This is a genomic window from Tatumella terrea (assembly GCF_039523755.1).
Lineage (GTDB): Bacteria > Pseudomonadota > Gammaproteobacteria > Enterobacterales > Enterobacteriaceae > Tatumella > Tatumella terrea.
This window is the reverse complement of sequence record NZ_BAAAFX010000002.1, coordinates 459,870-478,891: the sequence shown is the minus strand read 5'-3', so window position 1 is coordinate 478,891 and position 19,022 is coordinate 459,870. Positions and strand designations below refer to the sequence as shown.

Here is a 19,022-nt window from a genome sequence, read left to right as displayed (position 1 = left end):
ACCGAATCGCTTCAGTCCCTGTCACGCCGCTGCGCATCGCGCTTTGCCGTGTCAGTGGGAGCGCATTATAGGGAGATAATTTTTTCTGACAAGGGTTTATTTCAAATAAATTATCGTTCGCTGAAACTTCACACAATCTGTACTATTTCCAGGCTATTTCGCTGCATTTTTGATAAAAGCAGGTAACTCAGCCAGGCTGTTGAGTACAACATCAGCCGTTTCTTGCGCTGTTTCATCAATAGGCTGCCCGCTACGAACCAGAATTTTATGTCCGACACCTGCCGCCTGAGCTGCCAGCATATCTTCCCGCTTATCACCCACCATATAAGATGCGGCCATATCGATATTCAGCTGCTCCTGTCCGGAAAGTAACATGCCAGGTTTCGGCTTGCGGCAATCGCAGACCTGAGTATATTCCGCAACACTCCCTTCAGGATGGTGTGGACAGAAGTAGATACCATCCAGTTCAACATCGCGATCAGCCAGTGACCAATCCATCCATTCGGTCAGTTGCATGAACTGATCTTCTGTATACTTACCACGGGCAATCCCTGACTGGTTCGTCACCACCACCAGCGCATATCCCATTGTCTTCAATTCCTGCATGGCTTTGATAACACCATCGATAAATTGGAAGTCGTCGATCTGATGTACGAAACCATGGTCAATATTGATAGTACCGTCTCTGTCCAGAAAAATGGCCGGAATTTTATTTGTCACACAATGACTCCTCTGATTAACTGGCCGCATTATCGCATGATCCGCGGTGTCAGTGCATTAAAAGCCGGCCGGGACCGCGGCAACGTTCAGTTACCCTTAAAGAACAGTGTCGGGTTTGGACTGGCTATCCCCCCGTAAAATCACGGTACTGTCTCTTATCAGATTTCTTTCATTTATATGGCAAAGCAGCCCCGGGCTTCTGCATTCAGATTTCTTTCATCTATATGGCAAAGCTGTCCCGGGCTTCTGCATAAAGCGTTGACATCAGTTTTCATCAAGATGTATCCATACATATCAACGAGATAAACATATACTACCGTCCCGGGAAGTTTTACCCGCAATAATCGATGGCACAATAACTACCTACAGAAAACTGATCAGCTGCTGCTGCCCCAATGCCGGTCAGAAAGATACCCGGTAAGGGTCCATCTGCATCTATATCTCCATCTATACCTGCATCACCTGCATCTGTAAAAATGACCAGCACTGTAAACAGTGACACTATCCATCGGTTGATAGGATAATTATTTTATTACTCCTATACATTGGTAACTATCTGACCAACTTATTGCCATGATAAGGTGTTAATCAAAATAAAAATATAGTTGTGATTAACATCACCCCCTGTAAAAACCAAATCCGCTAGCCTTATTTATTAATTGTTGAAAAATGAACTTTCACCATGAGCTTACAATATAAAAAAACCATCAATTACCTTCCCGGAAGTAAATATGAAGTAACGATATAGAAGCGCACTCTGAAATGACCTGAATATAGCAAAATGAAAAACACGCTTTCACTGTCAACGAAATCTATTGTCCATCACTGGAAAGCATCCGGTGTCACTGACCTTCCTGGTTACTCTACACATATAGCCCAGGCGGCTAAAATGCATACCATCATGAAACGAGTTGGCTATGCAGGTATCGTTTTTAGTGGATTAGGCTCAATAAATAAAATTTACAAAAGCTGTTCCTCAGGCAGAGAAAATGAATGTAAAAAAACCACTTTTACCGAAATCGGTAGCTTTTCTTTGGGGTTGCGGGTGGTTTTCTTCCCATTCCGCTATATGTGGCATTAAGCTTTTCACCGGTGGGTATCATCGCCTGCTCAGTTATCATCAGTCTGGCTGGAAGCACTGTAGGGTCAATGTTCGGAAAATATATTGGTAACAAGATCTACAAGGTGACTAATGATCAGTAAACTCCCGATAGACCTGCTGTTATTATTAGGTCTTACCGCATTACTCGTATTAATGGCGCTTATTTCTTATAGTTATGCTTTTTTTGTCGTTCGTCCCATAGATAAAGAAATAACTAAGCTGTTCTACCAACGTTTTGGCTGCTACCCGCCAAGCGTTGAACTTTACTTTTCTCTCCCAAAGATAAAATTTTTTTACTTCAGAAATTATTCTTATTACCAGATACTACTCAAAGAGAAAAACCAGAAATTTCTCATCAAACAGGGTATTACCTGCGAACAGTATGATTTTATTCGCGCTCTTCCATCAAACTTAACCGCTCCGTTGTTAAAAGAAATAACATTAAGTTCTACAACTGGCCTTACTACGCTTCTTTTATTCGTATCTGCTTTCATTAGCATGGTTTTCAACTGACCTTGCCCGCACGATGACTCCCGCCCTGTCTGAGGGAGGACCTGTGATATTGAAGCCTCCCTTACCTTGAGCAATCCCCGACAGAGTTTTGACACCTATCAGACGGCTATCACATATGCGAAATGGCGATAAGACTTTCATTGATTTAGACGTCTGGATGCCTTAACATCCTTTCCATTACAGACATTGTCACTGCTGAAATGTCTTACAGCTACCGTAATATCTTATAAAAAATCGAATACATAGATGATTAAATTAGAAAACATCAGCAAAGTGTTCACCCAGGGAACACAGACAATTACCGCATTGTCTGACGTCAGTCTGCATGTCCCTGCCGGACAAATTTACGGGGTGATCGGTGCCTCCGGCGCCGGGAAAAGTACACTGATCCGCTGCGTCAACCTGCTGGAACGTCCCACATCCGGCCGGGTACTGGTGGATAATCAGGACCTGACGGCATTCTCTGAAAAACAGCTAACGCTGGCACGCCGTCAGATTGGCATGATTTTCCAGCATTTTAACCTGTTAAATTCCCGCACGGTTTTCGGCAACGTGGCATTACCGCTGGAACTGGAAAATCGTCCGCGTGAAGAAATCAAACAGAAAGTCACCGCTCTGCTGGAGCTTGTCGGACTGGGTGATAAGCATGATTCCCGTCCCGGCAATCTGTCAGGAGGACAGAAACAACGTGTCGCCATTGCCAGAGCCCTGGCCTGTGACCCGAAAGTCCTGCTCTGCGATGAAGCCACCAGTGCCCTGGACCCGGCCACGACCCGTTCTATTCTCGAACTACTGAAAGATATCAACCGGCGGCTCGGACTGACCATCATGCTGATTACGCATGAGATGGATGTCGTTAAACGCATCTGTGATCAGGTTGCAATCATCAGTCAGGGGCAGCTCATTGAGAAAGATCAGGTCAGTGAGGTGTTCTCTCATCCGAAAACCCCGCTGGCACAGCAATTTATTCAGTCGACCCTGCATCTGGATATTCCTGAGGATTATCAACAGCGCCTCAGTCAGACTACCGGTGAAGGCAAAATCCCTTTGCTGCGCCTCGAATTTACCGGCGATTCGGTGGATGCCCCTCTGCTGTCTGAAGTTGCCCGCCGTTTCAGTGTGGATTGCAATATCATCAGCGCTCAGATGGATTATGCCGGCGGAGTTAAATTCGGCATTATGCTGACCGAAATGGCCGGCGAGAGTAAAGACAGCAGCGATGCCATCCAATGGCTACGCGAACAACATGTTAAAGCAGAGGTATTAGGGTATGTCTGACGCCATGATTTGGTTACTGGCTGGCGGTGTCTGGGAAACACTGATCATGACCTTTGTCTCAGGTTTCTTCGGGTTCGTTCTCGGACTGCCGGTCGGGGTATTATTGTATATCACCCGTCCGGGACAGATTATGGCAAATAAGTCGCTGTATCGGGCTATCTCTGCCATCGTCAACATCTTCCGGTCCATCCCGTTCATTATTCTGCTGGTCTGGATGATCCCTTTTACCCGTATCCTGGTTGGAACATCGATAGGCTTACAGGCGGCGATCGTACCGCTGACCATCGGCGCGGCACCCTTTATTGCCCGTATGGTGGAAAATACCTTGCTTGAACTCCCGGCAGGGCTGATTGAGGCTTCCCGTGCGATGGGGGCGACGCCGATGCAAATTATTCGCAAGGTGCTGTTACCGGAAGCATTACCGGGATTAATCAACGCTGCCACCATAACCCTGATCACACTGGTTGGTTACTCTGCGATGGGGGGTGCCGTCGGTGCCGGCGGGCTGGGTCAGATCGGTATCCAGTACGGTTATATCGGTTATGACGCGTTTGTGATGAATTCGGTATTAGTATTACTGGTGATTCTGGTGTATTTAATTCAGTTCTGTGGCGACCGAATTGTTCGTGCCGTTTCCCGGAAATAAGTAATTTATATAATTTTAATTAAGGAAGAGAAGATGACCTTTACCTTTAAGAAAATCGCCGCTGCAGGGGCTCTGATTGGTGTGATCGCACTGTCAGGCTGCGGTCAGAAAAATAAAGAAGATGAAAACCACATCAAAGTGGGTGTTATTGCCGGTGCCGAACAGCAGGTTGCTGAAGTCGCTAAAAAAGTGGCAAAAGAAAAATACGGTCTGGATGTTGAGCTGGTGACCTTTAACGATTATGTGCTACCTAATGAAGCGCTGAGCAAAGGGGATATTGATGCGAATGCCTTCCAGCATAAACCGTATCTTGACCAGCAAATCAAAGATCGCGGTTACAAACTGGTGGCAGTAGCCAATACCTTTGTTTACCCGATTGCCGGTTATTCCAAGAAAATCAAATCCATTGACCAGCTGAAAGACGGTGATCAAATCGCTATCCCTAATGACCCGACTAACCTCGGCCGTTCCTTGCTGCTGCTGCAGAAAACCGGTCTTATTAAGCTGAAGGACGGTGTCGGACTGCTGCCGACCACTCTGGATATTACCGAAAACCCGAAACACCTTAAAATTGTTGAACTGGAAGCGCCTCAGTTACCACGTTCTCTGGATGACAGCAAAATCGCGCTGGCCATCATCAATACCACTTATGCCAGCCAGATTGGTCTGACACCGCAGAAAGACGGGATCTTCGTTGAAGGTAAAGACTCACCTTATGTGAACCTGATCGTGACTCGTGAAGATAACAAAGATGCACAGAACGTGAAAAACTTCGTTAAAGCGTATCAGTCTGATGAAGTTGCAGACGCTGCGAATAAAATCTTTAACGGCGGTGCGGTTAAAGGCTGGTAAAATCAGACCGGCAATGACCAGGGCGGCAGAGATGCCGCCCTTTTTTATTTCTGCACGCGGTGACTTGTTATTTTCCTACGCTCTTGTTTCAATACCCGCTGTTTATATTTTATGAGGGTTATCCAATGCGTCTGTTTCCGCTTTGCGTGTTTGCGTTAATGCTGACAGGCTGTTCCGTTCATCATGAACCTCCTGCTCGTCAGCCGCTTACATCAGCAAAACACAGTGAGCCGGCACGCAATAAGTATGCCCATCGAGCCACAACGGTGCAGATTTATACCTCCCCGACAGAATTGCTGAGTAAGCCGTTCCGGGACCTGGGGGAAGTCTCCGGCGAAGATTGCCAGTCCGGCAGCCAGGACTCTCCGGCGAATATCAATACAGCACGCAAACGTATGCAGATCAAAGCCTCGGAATTAAAAGCCAATGCTGTCCTGCTGCACCAGTGTGCTGTCGTGACTACGACCGCAGGATGTTACCGTCAGGCGGTATGTCAGGGATCGGCACTGCAAGTCTCGGCCCAATGAGTGAATTTACCTTCAATACCCTCGGGGTCATCCGTTCCCCGTGGAAAGAGAAGTTCGCCGTTCCCCGCCAGCCGGGCCTGGTAACCCGGGAAGGGGGGGAGTTGCATTTACTGCCGCCTTATAATCAGAACGATGCCGTACGGGGCCTGGAGCAGTTCAGTCATTTATGGGTCATTTTCGTTTTTCACCAGACGATGCAGCAGGGGTGGCGTCCTACCGTTCGCCCTCCCCGCCTTGGCGGAAATGAACGCATGGGCGTTTTTGCGACCCGCTCCACCTTTCGCCCGAATCCGATAGGTATGTCGCTCGTTTCCCTGGAAGGGATCCGCACCGCAAACCAGCAGGTTGTACTGGAGTTAGGCAGTCTGGATCTGGTCGATGGCACGCCGGTGATTGATATCAAGCCTTATCTGCCTTTTGCCGAAGCAGTACCCGATGCCCGTGCCGGATATGCCCAGCAGGCGCCGGTGGCTGATATGCCGGTGACATTTACCGCAGAAGCCAGACAGCAACTGTCTCTGCTGGCGGAGCAGTATCCCCGGCTGGAGCAATTTTTATCTGAGGTGCTTGCACAGGATCCGCGACCGGCTTACCGGAAACATAGCGATGACAACCGGGATTATGCCGCACGCCTGCTCGACTTTAATGTCCGCTGGCGTATTACCGGCAACGGGAATGAAGTCTTTGCCATTGAGCCGGGTTAAATCACGCTTTTTGCCAACGCAACTCACTGGTACACTAGCCGCCAGCCTGTAATTATCACTTTTCGATCTTCCGTTTAACTGGAATATTTATTAATGCGTACTTCTAAATACATGCTCTCCACCCTGAAGGAGACTCCTTCTGATGCTGAAGTTATCAGCCATCAGTTAATGTTACGTGCCGGCATGATCCGTAAGCTGGCATCAGGGCTGTATACCTGGCTGCCCACCGGCTTACGGGTAATGAAAAAGGTCGAAAAAATTGTCCGTGAAGAGATGGATAATGCCGGTGCCGTTGAAATCAGCATGCCGGTCGTGCAGCCTGCCGATTTATGGGAAGAAAGCGGACGCTGGGAGCAGTATGGCCCGGAACTGCTGCGCATTAAAGATCGTAACGAACGTCCGTTTGTTCTGGGTCCTACCCATGAAGAGGTCATCACCGACCTGATCCGTAATGAACTGAGTTCCTACAAACAGTTACCTCTGAACCTGTACCAGATCCAGACAAAATTCCGTGATGAAGTGCGTCCCCGGTTTGGTGTGATGCGTTCACGTGAGTTTGTAATGAAAGACGCCTACTCCTTCCATACTTCTCAGGCATCCCTGCAGGAAACGTATGATGCGATGTATCAGGCGTACAGTCAGAGCTTCAGCCGTATGGGACTGGATTTCCGAGCTGTGCAGGCTGATACCGGCTCGATCGGTGGCAGCGCATCACATGAATTCCAGGTACTGGCGAAAAACGGCGAAGATGATGTTATTTTCTCTGACAGCTCGGATTACGCGGCTAACATTGAGCTGGCCGAAGCCGTTGCTCCGGAAGGTGAACGCCCTGCGGCTACGCAGGAGATGACTCAGGTCGATACCCCTGATGCGAAAACTATCGCCGAGCTGGTAGAGCAATTCAGTCTCCCGGTCGAAAAAACCGTGAAAACATTGCTGGTTAAAGCGACCGAAGAGAGCGGACATCCGCTGGTTGCCCTGCTGGTCCGTGGGGATCATCAACTGAACGAAGTTAAAGCCGAAAAGCTGGACGTCGTTGCCGCCCCCCTCTGCTTTGCAACCGACGAAGAAATCCGTCAGGTTATCGGTGCCGGCGCAGGTTCTCTGGGCCCGGTCGGACTGACGATCCCTGTAATTGCTGACCGTACCGTCGCGAAAATGAGTGATTTCAGTGCCGGGGCAAACATTGATGGCAAACACTGGTTTGGTATCAACTGGGGCCGTGACCTGCCGGAAGCCCGTGTTGCGGATATCCGTAATGTCGTGGAAGGTGATCGCAGCCCGGATGGCCAGGGTATCCTGCAGATTAAGCGCGGTATCGAAGTGGGCCATATCTTCCAGCTGGGCACAAAATATTCTGAAGCATTGAAAGCCACCGTTCAGGGCGAAGAGGGTCGTAATCAGACCCTGACCATGGGCTGCTATGGTATCGGTATTACCCGTGTGGTGGCCGCCGCTATCGAGCAGAACCATGATGAGCGCGGTATTATCTGGCCGGACGCATTAGCGCCTTTCCAGGTCGCTATTCTGCCGATGAATATGCATAAATCCTTCCGGGTACAGCAACTGGCTGAAGCGTTATATGATCAGTTACGCGCTCAGGGTATTGAAGTGATCCTCGATGACCGTAAGGAACGTCCGGGTGTGATGTTTGCAGATATGGAACTGATCGGCGTACCTCATACCATTGTTATCGGTGACCGTAACCTGGATAACGGTGAGATTGAGTATAAACACCGCCGTGATGCAGAAAAGAAAATGATCAAATCCGATGAGATCGTCAGTTACCTGACCGCCCGCATCCCGAACTGATTATTTTCCCTTCCGGAAAGCCCGCTTTGATTAAAAACACACAACACTGTTGTGTGTTTTTTTTCACCTGAAAAAAGCTTCAGCTGCGTCAGACAAGCTGTTATTTTGAAAGGCAGACTTTTTCCCCGGGAACAGGGATCCTCATGAAGATTATCACGACCGATAACCCCGATACCTGCAGGGACGGATTAATTGCACTGCTCACCGATAGTGTAAACAGCGGCGCGTCAGTCGGCTTTATCCGCCCGCTGGAAGCAAAGGAAGCGGAGAATTACTGGATAAGTATTGAGTCATCACTGAAAGAAGGTTCCCGGAGATTACTGGTCGCTTTGCACCAGGAACAGGTAGCCGGTGCGATTCAGATATCCTTTTGCGGGAAGAAAAACGGGCTGCACCGGGCTGATATCGAAAAGCTGATGGTGCATACCGCTTACCGGCGGCAGGGCATAGCCCGCCAGTTACTGAACGCTGTTGAGACACTGGCCCGGAATAGCGGCCGGACGCTGCTGGTACTGGATACCCGTACCGGCGATACCGCCTCCCTGCTCTATCAGCAATCCGGCTATCAGCAAGCCGGGACAATCCCTCAGTTTGTGATAAATCATGACGGTGAATTGGAAAGTACGACCTATTACTACAAATTACTGACGGAATAACCTCCCGGCCGGGCTGCCTTTAGCCTAAATCCCGTACCTTGCCCCGCAGGTTTTTAGTGGCCGAATTACGTGATTTCGATTGCAGTCGCCTGATGCGGGAAGCCCGTGTCGGACGGGTCGCTTTCCGGGGGGCCTCTTCATGGATCAGCTCGCGGATAAGATCAACCAGCCGTTCAATGGCGGCCGTCCGGTTTTTATCCTGACTGCGGAAAGACTGGGATTTGATCACCACGATCCCATCCGCCGTGATCAGATGATGGTTTACCTGTAACAGCTTCTGCTGAACCGGCTCCGGAAGCTGTGAGGCTTTGATATCGAAGCGCAGATGGACTGCCGTCGACGCTTTATTCACATGCTGTCCGCCCGCTCCCTGCGCCCGGATGGCACTCAGCCGGATATCCTCAGGGTCCAGGGTAATTCCGCGGCCGATGTCGATCATTTTGCTGCCTGCCATTGGGTTAAACGTAATTCAGTATTCCGGTCACCCCCGGAAAGCCAGATCATCTCTTCCTGCAAGGTGACCTGCAGATTCATATTCCGGTCAGCAAACTCACTCAGGCTGGCCAGTTGCTGATCATCGATAAACCAGAGAGTGAGATTACCGATCGCTGCCAGCTTATCGCTGTTTTGCTGCCACCAGACTCTGGCTGCCCGCTCGCTGTAAGCAAAGAGAACCACCTGGTCAGCCACCGCTGAGGCTTTTTTCAGGCGGCGTTCCTCGGGTAACCCCAGTTCAATCCAGAGCCTGACCGAGCCGTAATCATGATGCAGCCAGATCTCCGGTTCTTCGTCGGCTGACAGCCCTTTGGTAAATTGTAATCGTTCGTCAGCATAAATAACCCAGGCAAGTAACCGCAACATCATACGCTCGCGGGTTTCAGAAGGATGCCGGGCCAGCGTAAGCTGAACATCTGAAAAATATTGCCGGTCGAGATCGGCAATATTCACCGATGCTTTATAGATAGTCGCTTTTAAGGCCATTGCCCCTCCTGTACAGAATTCACCTATTGTAGCGGAAAGGCGGGGGTGATATGAAACGGGATTATACTTTCTGCTGATATCCTGAAGCTGTGTCAGAACTTGCTATCGGCGTGACGGAAGACTAGGCTGGTCAATAAAATACAGATAAGCGGCGATGCTGAAAGGAGGATTTGCAGAGGGTGATTGTCTGTGAGGTAATGCACACACGCTATGCAGAAGCTATCAGTCGCCCGCGAAACCGGGTACTGGTGCTCAGTTCGGCAGTTCATCCTCCGGTCCGGTGTACGCCGGGAAGAGGAGTGATGGGCTAATCAGGGATTATGCGGTATTAACCGCTAAGCAATCACGGTGAGCGACTATGTCAATGAACGATACGTATCAACCCATCAACTGCGATGATTATGACAACCTTGAACTCGCCTGCCAGCACCATCTGGTACTCATGATTGAGCTGAAAAACGGCGAAACATTGCAGGCGAAAGCCAGCGACCTGTTATCCCGCAAAAATGTGGAATACCTGATTGTGGATGAAAATAATCTCTCCCGTGAGCTACGCCTGGACAGTATTGTCAGTTTCAGCCACCCGGAAATCGGTACCGTCACCATCAGCGAAAGCTAAGCCAATTCACAGGCAGCCTGCGGGCTGCCCTCTCTCCGGCCTGACTTATCCTTCAGGCCCGTCCTGTCCAGTTCAGCCACCAGCAGTGCGAATCAGGTAAATCTTTGGGATCCGCGTACCGGGTAACAAAAACGCCCGGAGCACAGACCGGCTCATCGTTATAAAAGAGGATCGGCGTTATTTCACGGCGCCACGGGGGGACACCACATTCCTGCCAGATTTTTTTCAGACTTCTGCCACGATCCCGCCCGACAATATAGAGCTTTCCTTGTACGCTGAATCTCACCGATAACTGCTCATCGGCCGCTGGCCGGCGTAATTTAATGCCCTGTTCTGCCGTAGCTAAACAGCCCAGACCGGCCGGTAAAGGCAACGGAGTGTGTCTGTCGGCCCAGTGAAGGTGCGTCTGACGCTGCCCTGCAGTTACCCTCACCCACCACAGGTGCTGGTCATAACGCCTCAGTTCCCCTTCCCCCAGGCTCAGCCGGGGATTTGCATCGTCACGGCTCAGGGCGACCTCCCGCCACAGACGAGCCAGCGCATCTCGTGACGGCATAGGCGCTCCGCAATGCATCAGCCAGCGTCGTAATACTGCCGCTCGTTTGACGGCACTGAAACCGGCTAAGGGGGCGACAGGCAGTGCATTTTCATGCGTGAGCAGATGAGCAAGCTCAGGTCGTAATAATTCATCCAGCAGAGCTTCCTGTTCACCACAGAGTTCAGCACTGCGGGTGACCGCGGCAGTGAAATGCGGCCAGCGTTGTTCAAGCTGAGGGAGGATCTGCAGACGCAGAAAATTACGGTCATAGGCGGGATCCTGATTACTGTCATCTTCGACCCACTGCAACTGATGATGAGCAGCATACGCAGCCAGTTGCTGACGGGTAAACGAAAGCAACGGTCTGATTAATACCTCTGAGCAAAAGCGGAGTACCGGCGGCATGGCTGACAACCCGGCGGGGCCACTGCCCCGTTTCAGCGCCAGTAATAACGTTTCACATTGATCATCCTGGTGATGCGCGGTGACCAGTGCTTCCCCGGCCTGCAGTAGCTCAGAAAATGCCGCATAGCGGGCTTCCCGGGCGGCAGCTTCTGTTCCCCGGCCTTCCGTATGCAGTGTCACTTTTCTGATCAGCAAGGGGACTCCCAGCTCATCACAGACCTGCTGGCAATGTTGTTGCCAGTCATCGGCATACCGGCTGATACCATGATGGATATGGACCGCCCGCAGGGTAATTCCCCGGGTCTCACGCAAGCCGGCAAGCATATGGAGCAGTACCGCAGAGTCCATACCGCCACTGAAAGCCACCAGTAAGTGGTCATAGCCTTGCAGGGATAACGTTTCAGGTAACACTATTTTCTGGCTCATGATCCATGACATTTACAGCATTGAGAATAACCGGCACGTTAGCGGGAAAGATACCTGCATTCAAGTGACAGAGAGAATAAATGGCGTTGACGGAGAGTCACGATGCCCGAGCGGTATATTCCCCACTGAAGCCGGAGATCAGCGTTCCTGACCTCAACGAAATACGGCTAAGAGTATTCACGTGTGGATGCTGAGCGGTTACCCGTTCCCCGCACAGTACTTTCCCTGCAGGGATCACCGCGGGGCGTGATCCGCGACTATAACTGATAAAGCTCAAGCGGTAGCCCGTCAGGGTCGAAGAAAAAGGTAAATGACTTGCCGGTCAATTCATCGGTCCGGATCGGTTCACAGCTTACGCCCTGTTGTTCCAGTGCACTCACCGTTTGCCGGAGATCTTCTACGCTGAACGCCAGGTGACGTAAACCGGTGGCTTCCGGATAGTTCGGCCGGGCCGCAGGAGAAGGGAAAGAGAACAGTTCAATGATGTACTGCCCCTCCAGTGCCAAATCGGCTTTCCAGGAGTCTCTTTCCGCACGATAAATCTCCCGGAGTAACGTCAGTCCCAATAGAGTGCAGTAAAAATGCCGGCTCCGCTGATAATCGGAAGCGATAATAGCAATATGATGAATTCCTTTAAGTCCCGGCAGCATTTTTTCTCCGTGAAAGCAGGGATATCGACAGGCCAGGCTACCCGGGTTACTCTCCCGGAACAAGACTCTCCGGGGCAGACAGAAGAAAAATTTCCCGCCACCGCCGATAGTTTTTCAAAGACACGCCAGTAAGACCGGCTTAACCCTGGCGAACAGGCGGGTGCACGCCATCGGATATTTTTATTCCGGGTGACTGACGGCCCGTCAGCAGGTTTCACGGATAAGCGGTCGGACATTCAACTGCCTTTTAACCGTGGCTGCGGGCTGAACGCGTTCCCCGTCGCGCCTGATGGGTGCCTGAAACAAAAAAGGCCGCCCTCAGGCGACCTTCTCTGTCATCGATGATGATCAGGCATAACCGTAATTCATTAAACGCTGATAACGGCGGTTAAGCAGTTCATCTCCGGTTAATGCATCCAGTTCCGCCAGGTCTGCCAGCAGTTGCTGTTTCAGTGACTGTGCCATCGTTTCCGGATGACGGTGTGCGCCGCCCAGAGGTTCAGGGATCACAGTATCAATCAGTTCCAGCTCTTTCAGACGTGAAGCGACAATTCCCATCGCATCGGCGGCCAGAGGGGCTTTATCTGCACTCTTCCACAGGATGGAGGCACAGCCTTCCGGAGAGATAACAGAATAGGTGCTGTACTGCAGCATATTCACTTTATCACCCACGCCGATCGCCAGAGCTCCGCCTGAACCACCTTCACCGATAACGGTACAGATCACCGGGACGGTCAGCCCCGACATTTCACGTAGGTTACGGGCAATGGCCTCAGACTGGCCACGCTCTTCCGCACCTACGCCCGGGTAAGCTCCCGGCGTGTCGATAAAGGTCAGTACCGGCATTTTAAAGCGTTCGGCCATTTCCATCAGGCGCAGCGCTTTACGATAACCTTCCGGTGCCGGCATACCAAAGTTACGACGAATTTTCTCTTTGGTTTCACGGCCTTTCTGATGACCAATAATCATCACCGGACGCCCTTCTAACCGGGCAATTCCGCCAATGATAGCTTTATCATCGGCATAAGCACGGTCTCCGGCCAGTTCATCAAAATCTTCAAAGGCATGACGAACATAATCCAGGGTATAAGGACGCATCGGATGACGGGCAAGCTGTGCCACCTGCCAGGCCCCCAGGTCAGAGAAAATTTTACGCGTCAGTTCTACGCTTTTCTCACGCAGACGCTGAATTTCCTCGTCCAGATTAATGTCATGTTTTTCATCCTGACGACCAATGGATTTCAGCGAATCAATTTTCGCTTCAAGTTCTGCAATTGGTTGTTCAAAATCCAGGTAATTAAGACTCATAATGTTCCTGTTTTAGTCAAACTCCAGTTCCACCTGCTCCGACCCTATCAATAAACGTAAATCGTTGAGCAGACGATCACTGGGCGAGATTCGCCACGATGCACCAAAGCGCAACCTTGCCCGAGCATCCTCTCTCTGATAGTAGAGATGTACCGGAATGGTCCCCGAACGATACGGCTCCAGGGACTGACGGAGACGGTTTAAAAGCTGGTCATCAATTTGCCTGTCCGTCAGCGAGATAGCAAGACCGCGAGCATATTTTTCACGCGCTTCATCGATATCCATGATTTCCCTGGCAGTCATTTTAAGCCCGCCACTGAAATCATCAAAGCTGACCTGTCCGCTGACGATCAGAATACGATCTTTTTCCAGCAAATGCTGGTATTTATCAAGGGCATCAGTAAACAGCATAACCTCCAGACGCCCTGAACGGTCATCAAGAGTACAGATGCCAATACGGTTACCACGCTTGGTCACCATAACACGCGCCGCCAAAACCAACCCGGCAGCGACGGTTATCTTACCACGATCTGTCGGGTGCATATCTTTAAGACGTGTCCCCCCGGCATAACGCTCGATTTCTTTCAGATACTGAGTGATCGGGTGCCCGGTCAGATATAGCCCCAGCGTCTCCCGTTCGCCGTCCAGGCGAACCTGTTCCGGCCACGGTAATACACTGGCATATGACTGTTCGACCTGCTCCGGCTCGTCTGCCAGCACACCGAACATATCGGCCTGGCCTATGGCCTCGGCTTTAGCATGCTGATCGGCAGCCTTCAGCGCATCGTTCAGTGAGCTCATCAATGCCGCCCGATGAGGTCCTAACCGATCAAAGGCCCCGGACATTATCAGTTTTTCCATCACCCGGCGATTTATTTTTTTAATATCGGTTCTGGCACACAGGTCGAATAGCTCTCTGAAATATCCGCCATTGTTTCGTGCTTCGAGGATCGCTTCTATCGGACCTTCGCCGACACCTTTGATAGCGCCGATACCATAAACTATCTCGCCCTCATCATTCACATGGAACGGGTACAGGCCGGAGTTAATATCCGGGGGTAATACTTTCAGCCCCATTCGCCAGCATTCATCCACCAGCCCGACGACTTTTTCGGTGTTATCCATATCCGCAGTCATCACCGCCGCCATAAATTCCGCCGGATAATGTGCTTTCAGCCACAGGGTCTGATAGGAAACCAGTGCGTAGGCCGCAGAGTGGGATTTGTTAAACCCATACCCGGCGAACTTTTCCACCAGGTCAAAGATTTTCATCGACAGCTCGCCATCGATGCCCATACGCTCCGCGCCGTCACGAAATACCGAGCGCTGCTTGGCCATCTCTTCCGGTTTCTTTTTACCCATGGCACGGCGCAGCATATCTGCTCCACCGAGGGTATACCCTGCCAGTACCTGGGCTATCTGCATGACCTGTTCCTGGTAGAGGATAATACCATAGGTCGGCTCAAGCACCGGTTGCAGCGACTCATGTTGCCACTGAATATCCGGATAGGAAATAGCTTCACGTCCGTGCTTACGGTCGATAAAGTTATCGACCATTCCTGACTGCAAGGGTCCCGGACGGAACAATGCCACCAGGGCTATCATATCTTCAAAGCAGTCAGGCTTCAGGCGTTTAATCAGGTCTTTCATACCGCGGGATTCAAGCTGGAAAACCGCGGTGGTTTCCGCCCGCTGCAGCATATCAAAACTTTTCTTATCTTCCAGCGGGATCGACGCAATATCGATAGGCGGTTCGCCTTGTTTTTCCCGCCGGGCATTGATCATCTCTAATGCCCAGTTAATGATCGTCAGGGTACGCAGACCAAGGAAGTCAAACTTTACCAGCCCTGCATATTCGACATCATTTTTATCAAACTGGGTGACCGGATGCTGACCGAGCTCATCACAATACAGCGGGGCAAAATCAGTAATTTTGGTCGGCGCGATGACCACGCCCCCGGCATGTTTACCGGCGTTACGGGTCACCCCCTCCAGCTTACGGGCCATATCGATAAGGGCTTTGACTTCCTCATCGGCTTCGTAAATCTCAGGAAGCTGGGGTTCTGCGACAAACGCTTTTTCCAGGGTCATGCCGGGATCCGGCGGTACCAGTTTGGAAATACGATCAACAAACCCGTAAGGATGTCCCAGAACGCGTCCGACATCACGGATAACCGCTTTCGCCGCCATGGTACCGAAGGTGATGATCTGTGAAACGGCTTCACGGCCATACATCTCCGCCACGTGGTCGATGACCAGGTCCCTTTTTTCCATGCAAAAATCGACGTCAAAGTCGGGCATAGAAACACGTTCCGGGTTCAGGAAACGTTCGAACAGCAGGTCAAATTCCAGCGGGTCGAGATCGGTAATTTTCAGTGCATAAGCGACTAAGGAGCCGGCACCGGACCCCCTGCCTGGCCCTACCGGTACACCGTTATCCTTGGACCACTGGATAAACTCCATCACTATCAGGAAGTATCCGGGGAACCCCATCTGGTTAATCACGTCCAGCTCTATCTGCAGGCGTTCGTCATAGGCCGGGCGCTTTGCACTCCGCACCTGCGGATCAGGAAACAGGAACTCCAGTCGCTCTTCCAACCCCTGGCGGGAACTGACCACCAGGAAGTCCTCCGTGCTCATGTCTCCGGTCGGGAATTGCGGCAGGAAATATTCCCCCAGACGCACCGTGACGTTACAGCGGCGGGCGATTTCGACACTGTTCTCCAGGGCTTCCGGGATATCGGCGAACAGCGCACACATCTCGTCTTCACTGCGCAAATATTGTTGCGCGCTGTACAGACGGGGGCGCTTAGGATCGTCCAGTGTATAACCATCGTGGATAGCGACACGGATTTCATGCGCATCAAAATCGGTTTCACTCAGAAAGCAGACATCATTCGTCGCAACAACAGGGATCTCCTGTTCCCGGGCTAATTCAATCGCCCGATGCAGATACTCTTCTTCCTCCGGACGCCCGGTGCGGTGTAATTCGAGATAATAACGATCAGGGAAATACTGCTGATAAAATGCCAGACACTCGTGGACCAATGCATTATTACCGCGCAGCAGGCTGCGTCCGACATCGCCTTTACGCCCGCCGGAAAGCAGGATCAAACCGTCGTTCAGCTCCATCAGCCAGTCACGATCAATGGTGGGGCCTTGCAGGCCGTATCCCCGTTGATAGGCTTTGGAGATCAGTAAGGTCAGGTTCTGATAACCGGTATTATCACTGGCCAGTACGGTCAGAAAAGTGAGCTCATCCCCCGTCAGATCACTGGCAACACGGAAGTCCGCGCCGATAATCGGTTTTATACCGGCGCCATGCGCTGAACCGTAAAATTTCACCAGCCCGCAAAGGTTCGTGAAATCAGTGATGGCCAGCGCCGGCATGTTCAGTGAAGCCGCTTTTTTGACCAACGCCCCCGTTTTCGCCAGTCCATCGATCATGGAGTAGTCGCTATGTACGTGCAGATGAATAAAACGGGGTTCAGCCATATGGGTTCCGGGATTACGATGTAAACTGTCTGAAGGTTATTTTCCGGCGACCAGAGTGGCCTCTGTCACTCGCCGGACCGGGGCAAAACTGCGACGATGAAAAGGCGTCGCGCCTAATAACGCCAGTTTTTCCAGATGGTAAGGTGTCGGGTAGCCTTTATGCTTAGCAAAGCCATACTCCGGAAACAGCGTATCCAGCTCTGCCATTTCACGGTCGCGGGTGACTTTAGCCAGGATAGAGGCCGCACTGATTTCTGCCACCAGACTATCCCCTTTGACCACCGACTGCGCTGCCATCGGTAATACGGGGCAACGGTTACCATCAATCAGGACCATATCCGGCCGGACACTGAGTCCGGCAACAGCACGCTGCATCGCCAGCAGGGTAGCATGCAGGATATTCAGCTGGTCGATCTCTTCAGGCTCAGCCCGTCCAAGACTCCAGCATAACGCTTTCTCTTTAATTTCGTCGTACAGCGCTAAGCGGCGCTTTTCGGTCAGTTTCTTGGAATCTGCCAGCCCCTGAATGGGCTGCGCGGGATCCAGTATCACCGCAGCGGTCACCACGGCACCCACCAGCGGCCCGCGCCCGACTTCATCCACACCGGCAATACAGTGTGCCTGCGGGTAGATAAACGAATTCATTGTGTTAACTCCAGCACAGCCTGTGCTGCCTGTTCATCCGCGTTCCAGCGGATCTGTTGATGCATTTCAGCAAACGTTTCCAGCAGTGCCGTTCGCTCGGGACCCTGATGAAGCAGCGGATCCAGCGCACGGGCGAGCAGTTCAGGCTGACATTCATCCTGCAGCAACTCCCGCACCAGTTCTTTTCCGGCTAACAGATTCGGTAACGACACCCATTCTGTTTTTACCAGCCGCTTCGCCAGCCAGAAAGTGAAAGGTTTCATACGATACCCTACCACCATCGGACACTTCGCCAGCATACACTCGAGGGCAGCCGTGCCGGAGGCCAGAATAGCCGCATCACTGGCTATCATGACATCACGAGCCTGCCCTTCCGTCAGATGTAACACCAGTTCGGGGGCAACCTCAGCTTTAATCTCTTCAAATTGCGCGCGACGTCGGGCATTGACCATCGGAACCACAATCTCCAGTGCCGGATAGGTCTGCCGCAGCATTTGCGCGGCTTTCAGGAAATCGGCGCTCAGCATCTCAACTTCGGCTTTTCTGCTGCCCGGTAAGAGTGCCAGGCAGAGGGCGTCAGGAGGGAGAGACAAACGTGCACGGGCCGCTTGTTTATCCGGTTGCAGCGGAATGCTGTCGGCCATTGTATGACCAATAAAACGGCAAGGCACCTGAAACTTATCGTAGAAGGCTTTTTCAAAGGGCAGAAAGGCCAGCACCAGATCGGTGTTACGACCGATTTTAAATACCCGCTTCTGCCGCCATGCCCACACTGACGGGCTGACATAGTGAATGGTCCGGATACCTGCACGCTTCAGGCGCCCTTCCAGCGGAATATTGAAATCCGGCGCATCGATGCCGACAAAGACATCGGGCCGGAGCGCGGTGAGTCGTTGGGTCAGATCCCGGCGGATTTTCAGCAGACGGGGAAGACGCCCCAGGACTTCAACAATCCCCATCACGGCCAGCTCTTCCATTTCATACCATGCTTCACACCCTTCCGCCTGCATCAGGGGACCGGCGACACCCACAAAGCGGATATCAGGATGTTTTGCTTTAAGAGCCCGGATAAGGCCTGCACCAAGAATATCGCCGGAGGTTTCCCCGGCGATAAGTGCAACAGTCAGTGGACGCATCGCCATTCG

19 protein-coding genes are annotated in these 19,022 nt (G+C 51.5%); 10 read left to right on the top strand and 9 right to left on the bottom strand.

Going from position 1 to position 19,022, the window contains the following annotated elements; all coding sequences use genetic code 11:
* Window positions 1–153: 153 nt before the first annotated feature.
* Window positions 154–720, bottom strand: coding sequence for a D-glycero-beta-D-manno-heptose 1,7-bisphosphate 7-phosphatase (gene gmhB, locus ABD035_RS02165; RefSeq protein ID WP_343867278.1), 567 nt, complete (start codon window positions 718–720; stop codon window positions 154–156).
* A gap of 781 nt (window positions 721–1,501) precedes the next feature.
* On the opposite strand from gmhB, the gene ABD035_RS02160 reads away from it, so the two are divergent.
* The 9 genes from ABD035_RS02160 (at window position 1,502) to ABD035_RS02120 (ending at window position 8,810) form a co-directional block, all read left to right on the top strand.
* Window positions 1,502–1,801: a hypothetical protein gene (locus ABD035_RS02160; protein ID WP_343867276.1), complete on the top strand. Its 300-nt coding sequence runs from the start codon at window positions 1,502–1,504 to the stop codon at window positions 1,799–1,801.
* Between the two features lie 111 nt (window positions 1,802–1,912).
* Window positions 1,913–2,335, top strand: a complete 423-nt coding sequence (locus ABD035_RS02155; RefSeq protein WP_343867274.1) for a hypothetical protein — start codon at window positions 1,913–1,915, stop codon at window positions 2,333–2,335.
* 246 nt (window positions 2,336–2,581) lie between these two features.
* The gene (gene metN, locus ABD035_RS02150) at window positions 2,582–3,613 is read left to right on the top strand and encodes a methionine ABC transporter ATP-binding protein MetN (protein ID WP_343867272.1); all 1,032 of its coding nucleotides are present in this window, start codon (window positions 2,582–2,584) and stop codon (window positions 3,611–3,613) included.
* Window positions 3,606–4,259 carry a methionine ABC transporter permease MetI gene (locus tag ABD035_RS02145; protein ID WP_212712982.1) on the top strand — a complete coding sequence of 218 codons (654 nt, stop codon included), beginning with the start codon at window positions 3,606–3,608 and terminating at the stop codon, window positions 4,257–4,259. The genes metN and ABD035_RS02145 overlap by 8 nt, the downstream gene beginning before the upstream one ends.
* A gap of 33 nt (window positions 4,260–4,292) precedes the next feature.
* Window positions 4,293–5,111 (top strand): MetQ/NlpA family lipoprotein, encoded by an 819-nt coding sequence (locus ABD035_RS02140; protein WP_343867269.1) that lies wholly within the window; start codon window positions 4,293–4,295, stop codon window positions 5,109–5,111.
* A gap of 125 nt (window positions 5,112–5,236) precedes the next feature.
* Window positions 5,237–5,638, top strand: a complete 402-nt coding sequence (gene rcsF / locus ABD035_RS02135) for an Rcs stress response system protein RcsF (protein ID WP_212712984.1) — start codon at window positions 5,237–5,239, stop codon at window positions 5,636–5,638.
* On the top strand, window positions 5,635–6,342 hold the full coding sequence (gene tsaA, locus ABD035_RS02130) for a tRNA (N6-threonylcarbamoyladenosine(37)-N6)-methyltransferase TrmO (RefSeq protein WP_343867267.1): 708 nt from the start codon (window positions 5,635–5,637) through the stop codon (window positions 6,340–6,342). The genes rcsF and tsaA overlap by 4 nt, the downstream gene beginning before the upstream one ends.
* Window positions 6,343–6,435: 93 nt before the next feature.
* The gene (proS, locus tag ABD035_RS02125; protein ID WP_212712986.1) at window positions 6,436–8,154 is read left to right on the top strand and encodes a proline--tRNA ligase; all 1,719 of its coding nucleotides are present in this window, start codon (window positions 6,436–6,438) and stop codon (window positions 8,152–8,154) included.
* Window positions 8,155–8,297: 143 nt separating this feature from the next.
* Complete coding sequence (locus tag ABD035_RS02120; protein ID WP_343867265.1) at window positions 8,298–8,810, top strand: GNAT family N-acetyltransferase; 513 nt, start codon at window positions 8,298–8,300, stop codon at window positions 8,808–8,810.
* 19 nt (window positions 8,811–8,829) lie between these two features.
* Here the strand turns inward: ABD035_RS02120 and arfB are convergent, their stop codons facing one another.
* Both arfB and ABD035_RS02110 read right to left on the bottom strand, forming a co-directional pair.
* Window positions 8,830–9,249: an alternative ribosome rescue aminoacyl-tRNA hydrolase ArfB gene (gene arfB, locus ABD035_RS02115; protein ID WP_025901308.1), complete on the bottom strand. Its 420-nt coding sequence runs from the start codon at window positions 9,247–9,249 to the stop codon at window positions 8,830–8,832.
* Window positions 9,246–9,791 (bottom strand): YaeQ family protein, encoded by a 546-nt coding sequence (locus tag ABD035_RS02110; RefSeq protein ID WP_212712989.1) that lies wholly within the window; start codon window positions 9,789–9,791, stop codon window positions 9,246–9,248. Before ABD035_RS02110 ends, arfB begins: the two co-directional genes overlap by 4 nt.
* 358 nt (window positions 9,792–10,149) lie before the next feature.
* Between ABD035_RS02110 and rof the strand changes: the two genes are divergently transcribed.
* The gene (gene rof, locus ABD035_RS02105; RefSeq protein WP_212712990.1) at window positions 10,150–10,410 is read left to right on the top strand and encodes a Rho-binding antiterminator; all 261 of its coding nucleotides are present in this window, start codon (window positions 10,150–10,152) and stop codon (window positions 10,408–10,410) included.
* 52 nt (window positions 10,411–10,462) lie between these two features.
* Here rof and tilS read toward each other — a convergent pair whose 3' ends face one another.
* The 6 genes from tilS to lpxB all read right to left on the bottom strand — a co-directional run bounded on the left by tilS (window position 10,463) and on the right by lpxB (window position 19,019).
* Window positions 10,463–11,779 (bottom strand): tRNA lysidine(34) synthetase TilS, encoded by a 1,317-nt coding sequence (gene tilS, locus ABD035_RS02100; protein ID WP_343867261.1) that lies wholly within the window; start codon window positions 11,777–11,779, stop codon window positions 10,463–10,465.
* A gap of 257 nt (window positions 11,780–12,036) precedes the next feature.
* Window positions 12,037–12,429: a VOC family protein gene (locus ABD035_RS02095; protein WP_371813063.1), complete on the bottom strand. Its 393-nt coding sequence runs from the start codon at window positions 12,427–12,429 to the stop codon at window positions 12,037–12,039.
* 348 nt (window positions 12,430–12,777) lie between these two features.
* Window positions 12,778–13,737, bottom strand: a complete 960-nt coding sequence (gene accA, locus ABD035_RS02090) for an acetyl-CoA carboxylase carboxyl transferase subunit alpha (protein WP_212712992.1) — start codon at window positions 13,735–13,737, stop codon at window positions 12,778–12,780.
* A gap of 12 nt (window positions 13,738–13,749) precedes the next feature.
* On the bottom strand, window positions 13,750–17,232 hold the full coding sequence (gene dnaE / locus ABD035_RS02085) for a DNA polymerase III subunit alpha (protein ID WP_343867258.1): 3,483 nt from the start codon (window positions 17,230–17,232) through the stop codon (window positions 13,750–13,752).
* Between the two features lie 36 nt (window positions 17,233–17,268).
* Window positions 17,269–17,877, bottom strand: a complete 609-nt coding sequence (rnhB, locus tag ABD035_RS02080; protein WP_212712994.1) for a ribonuclease HII — start codon at window positions 17,875–17,877, stop codon at window positions 17,269–17,271.
* Window positions 17,874–19,019 (bottom strand): lipid-A-disaccharide synthase, encoded by a 1,146-nt coding sequence (lpxB, locus tag ABD035_RS02075; protein WP_343867255.1) that lies wholly within the window; start codon window positions 19,017–19,019, stop codon window positions 17,874–17,876. Before lpxB ends, rnhB begins: the two co-directional genes overlap by 4 nt.
* Window positions 19,020–19,022 lie beyond the last annotated feature (3 nt).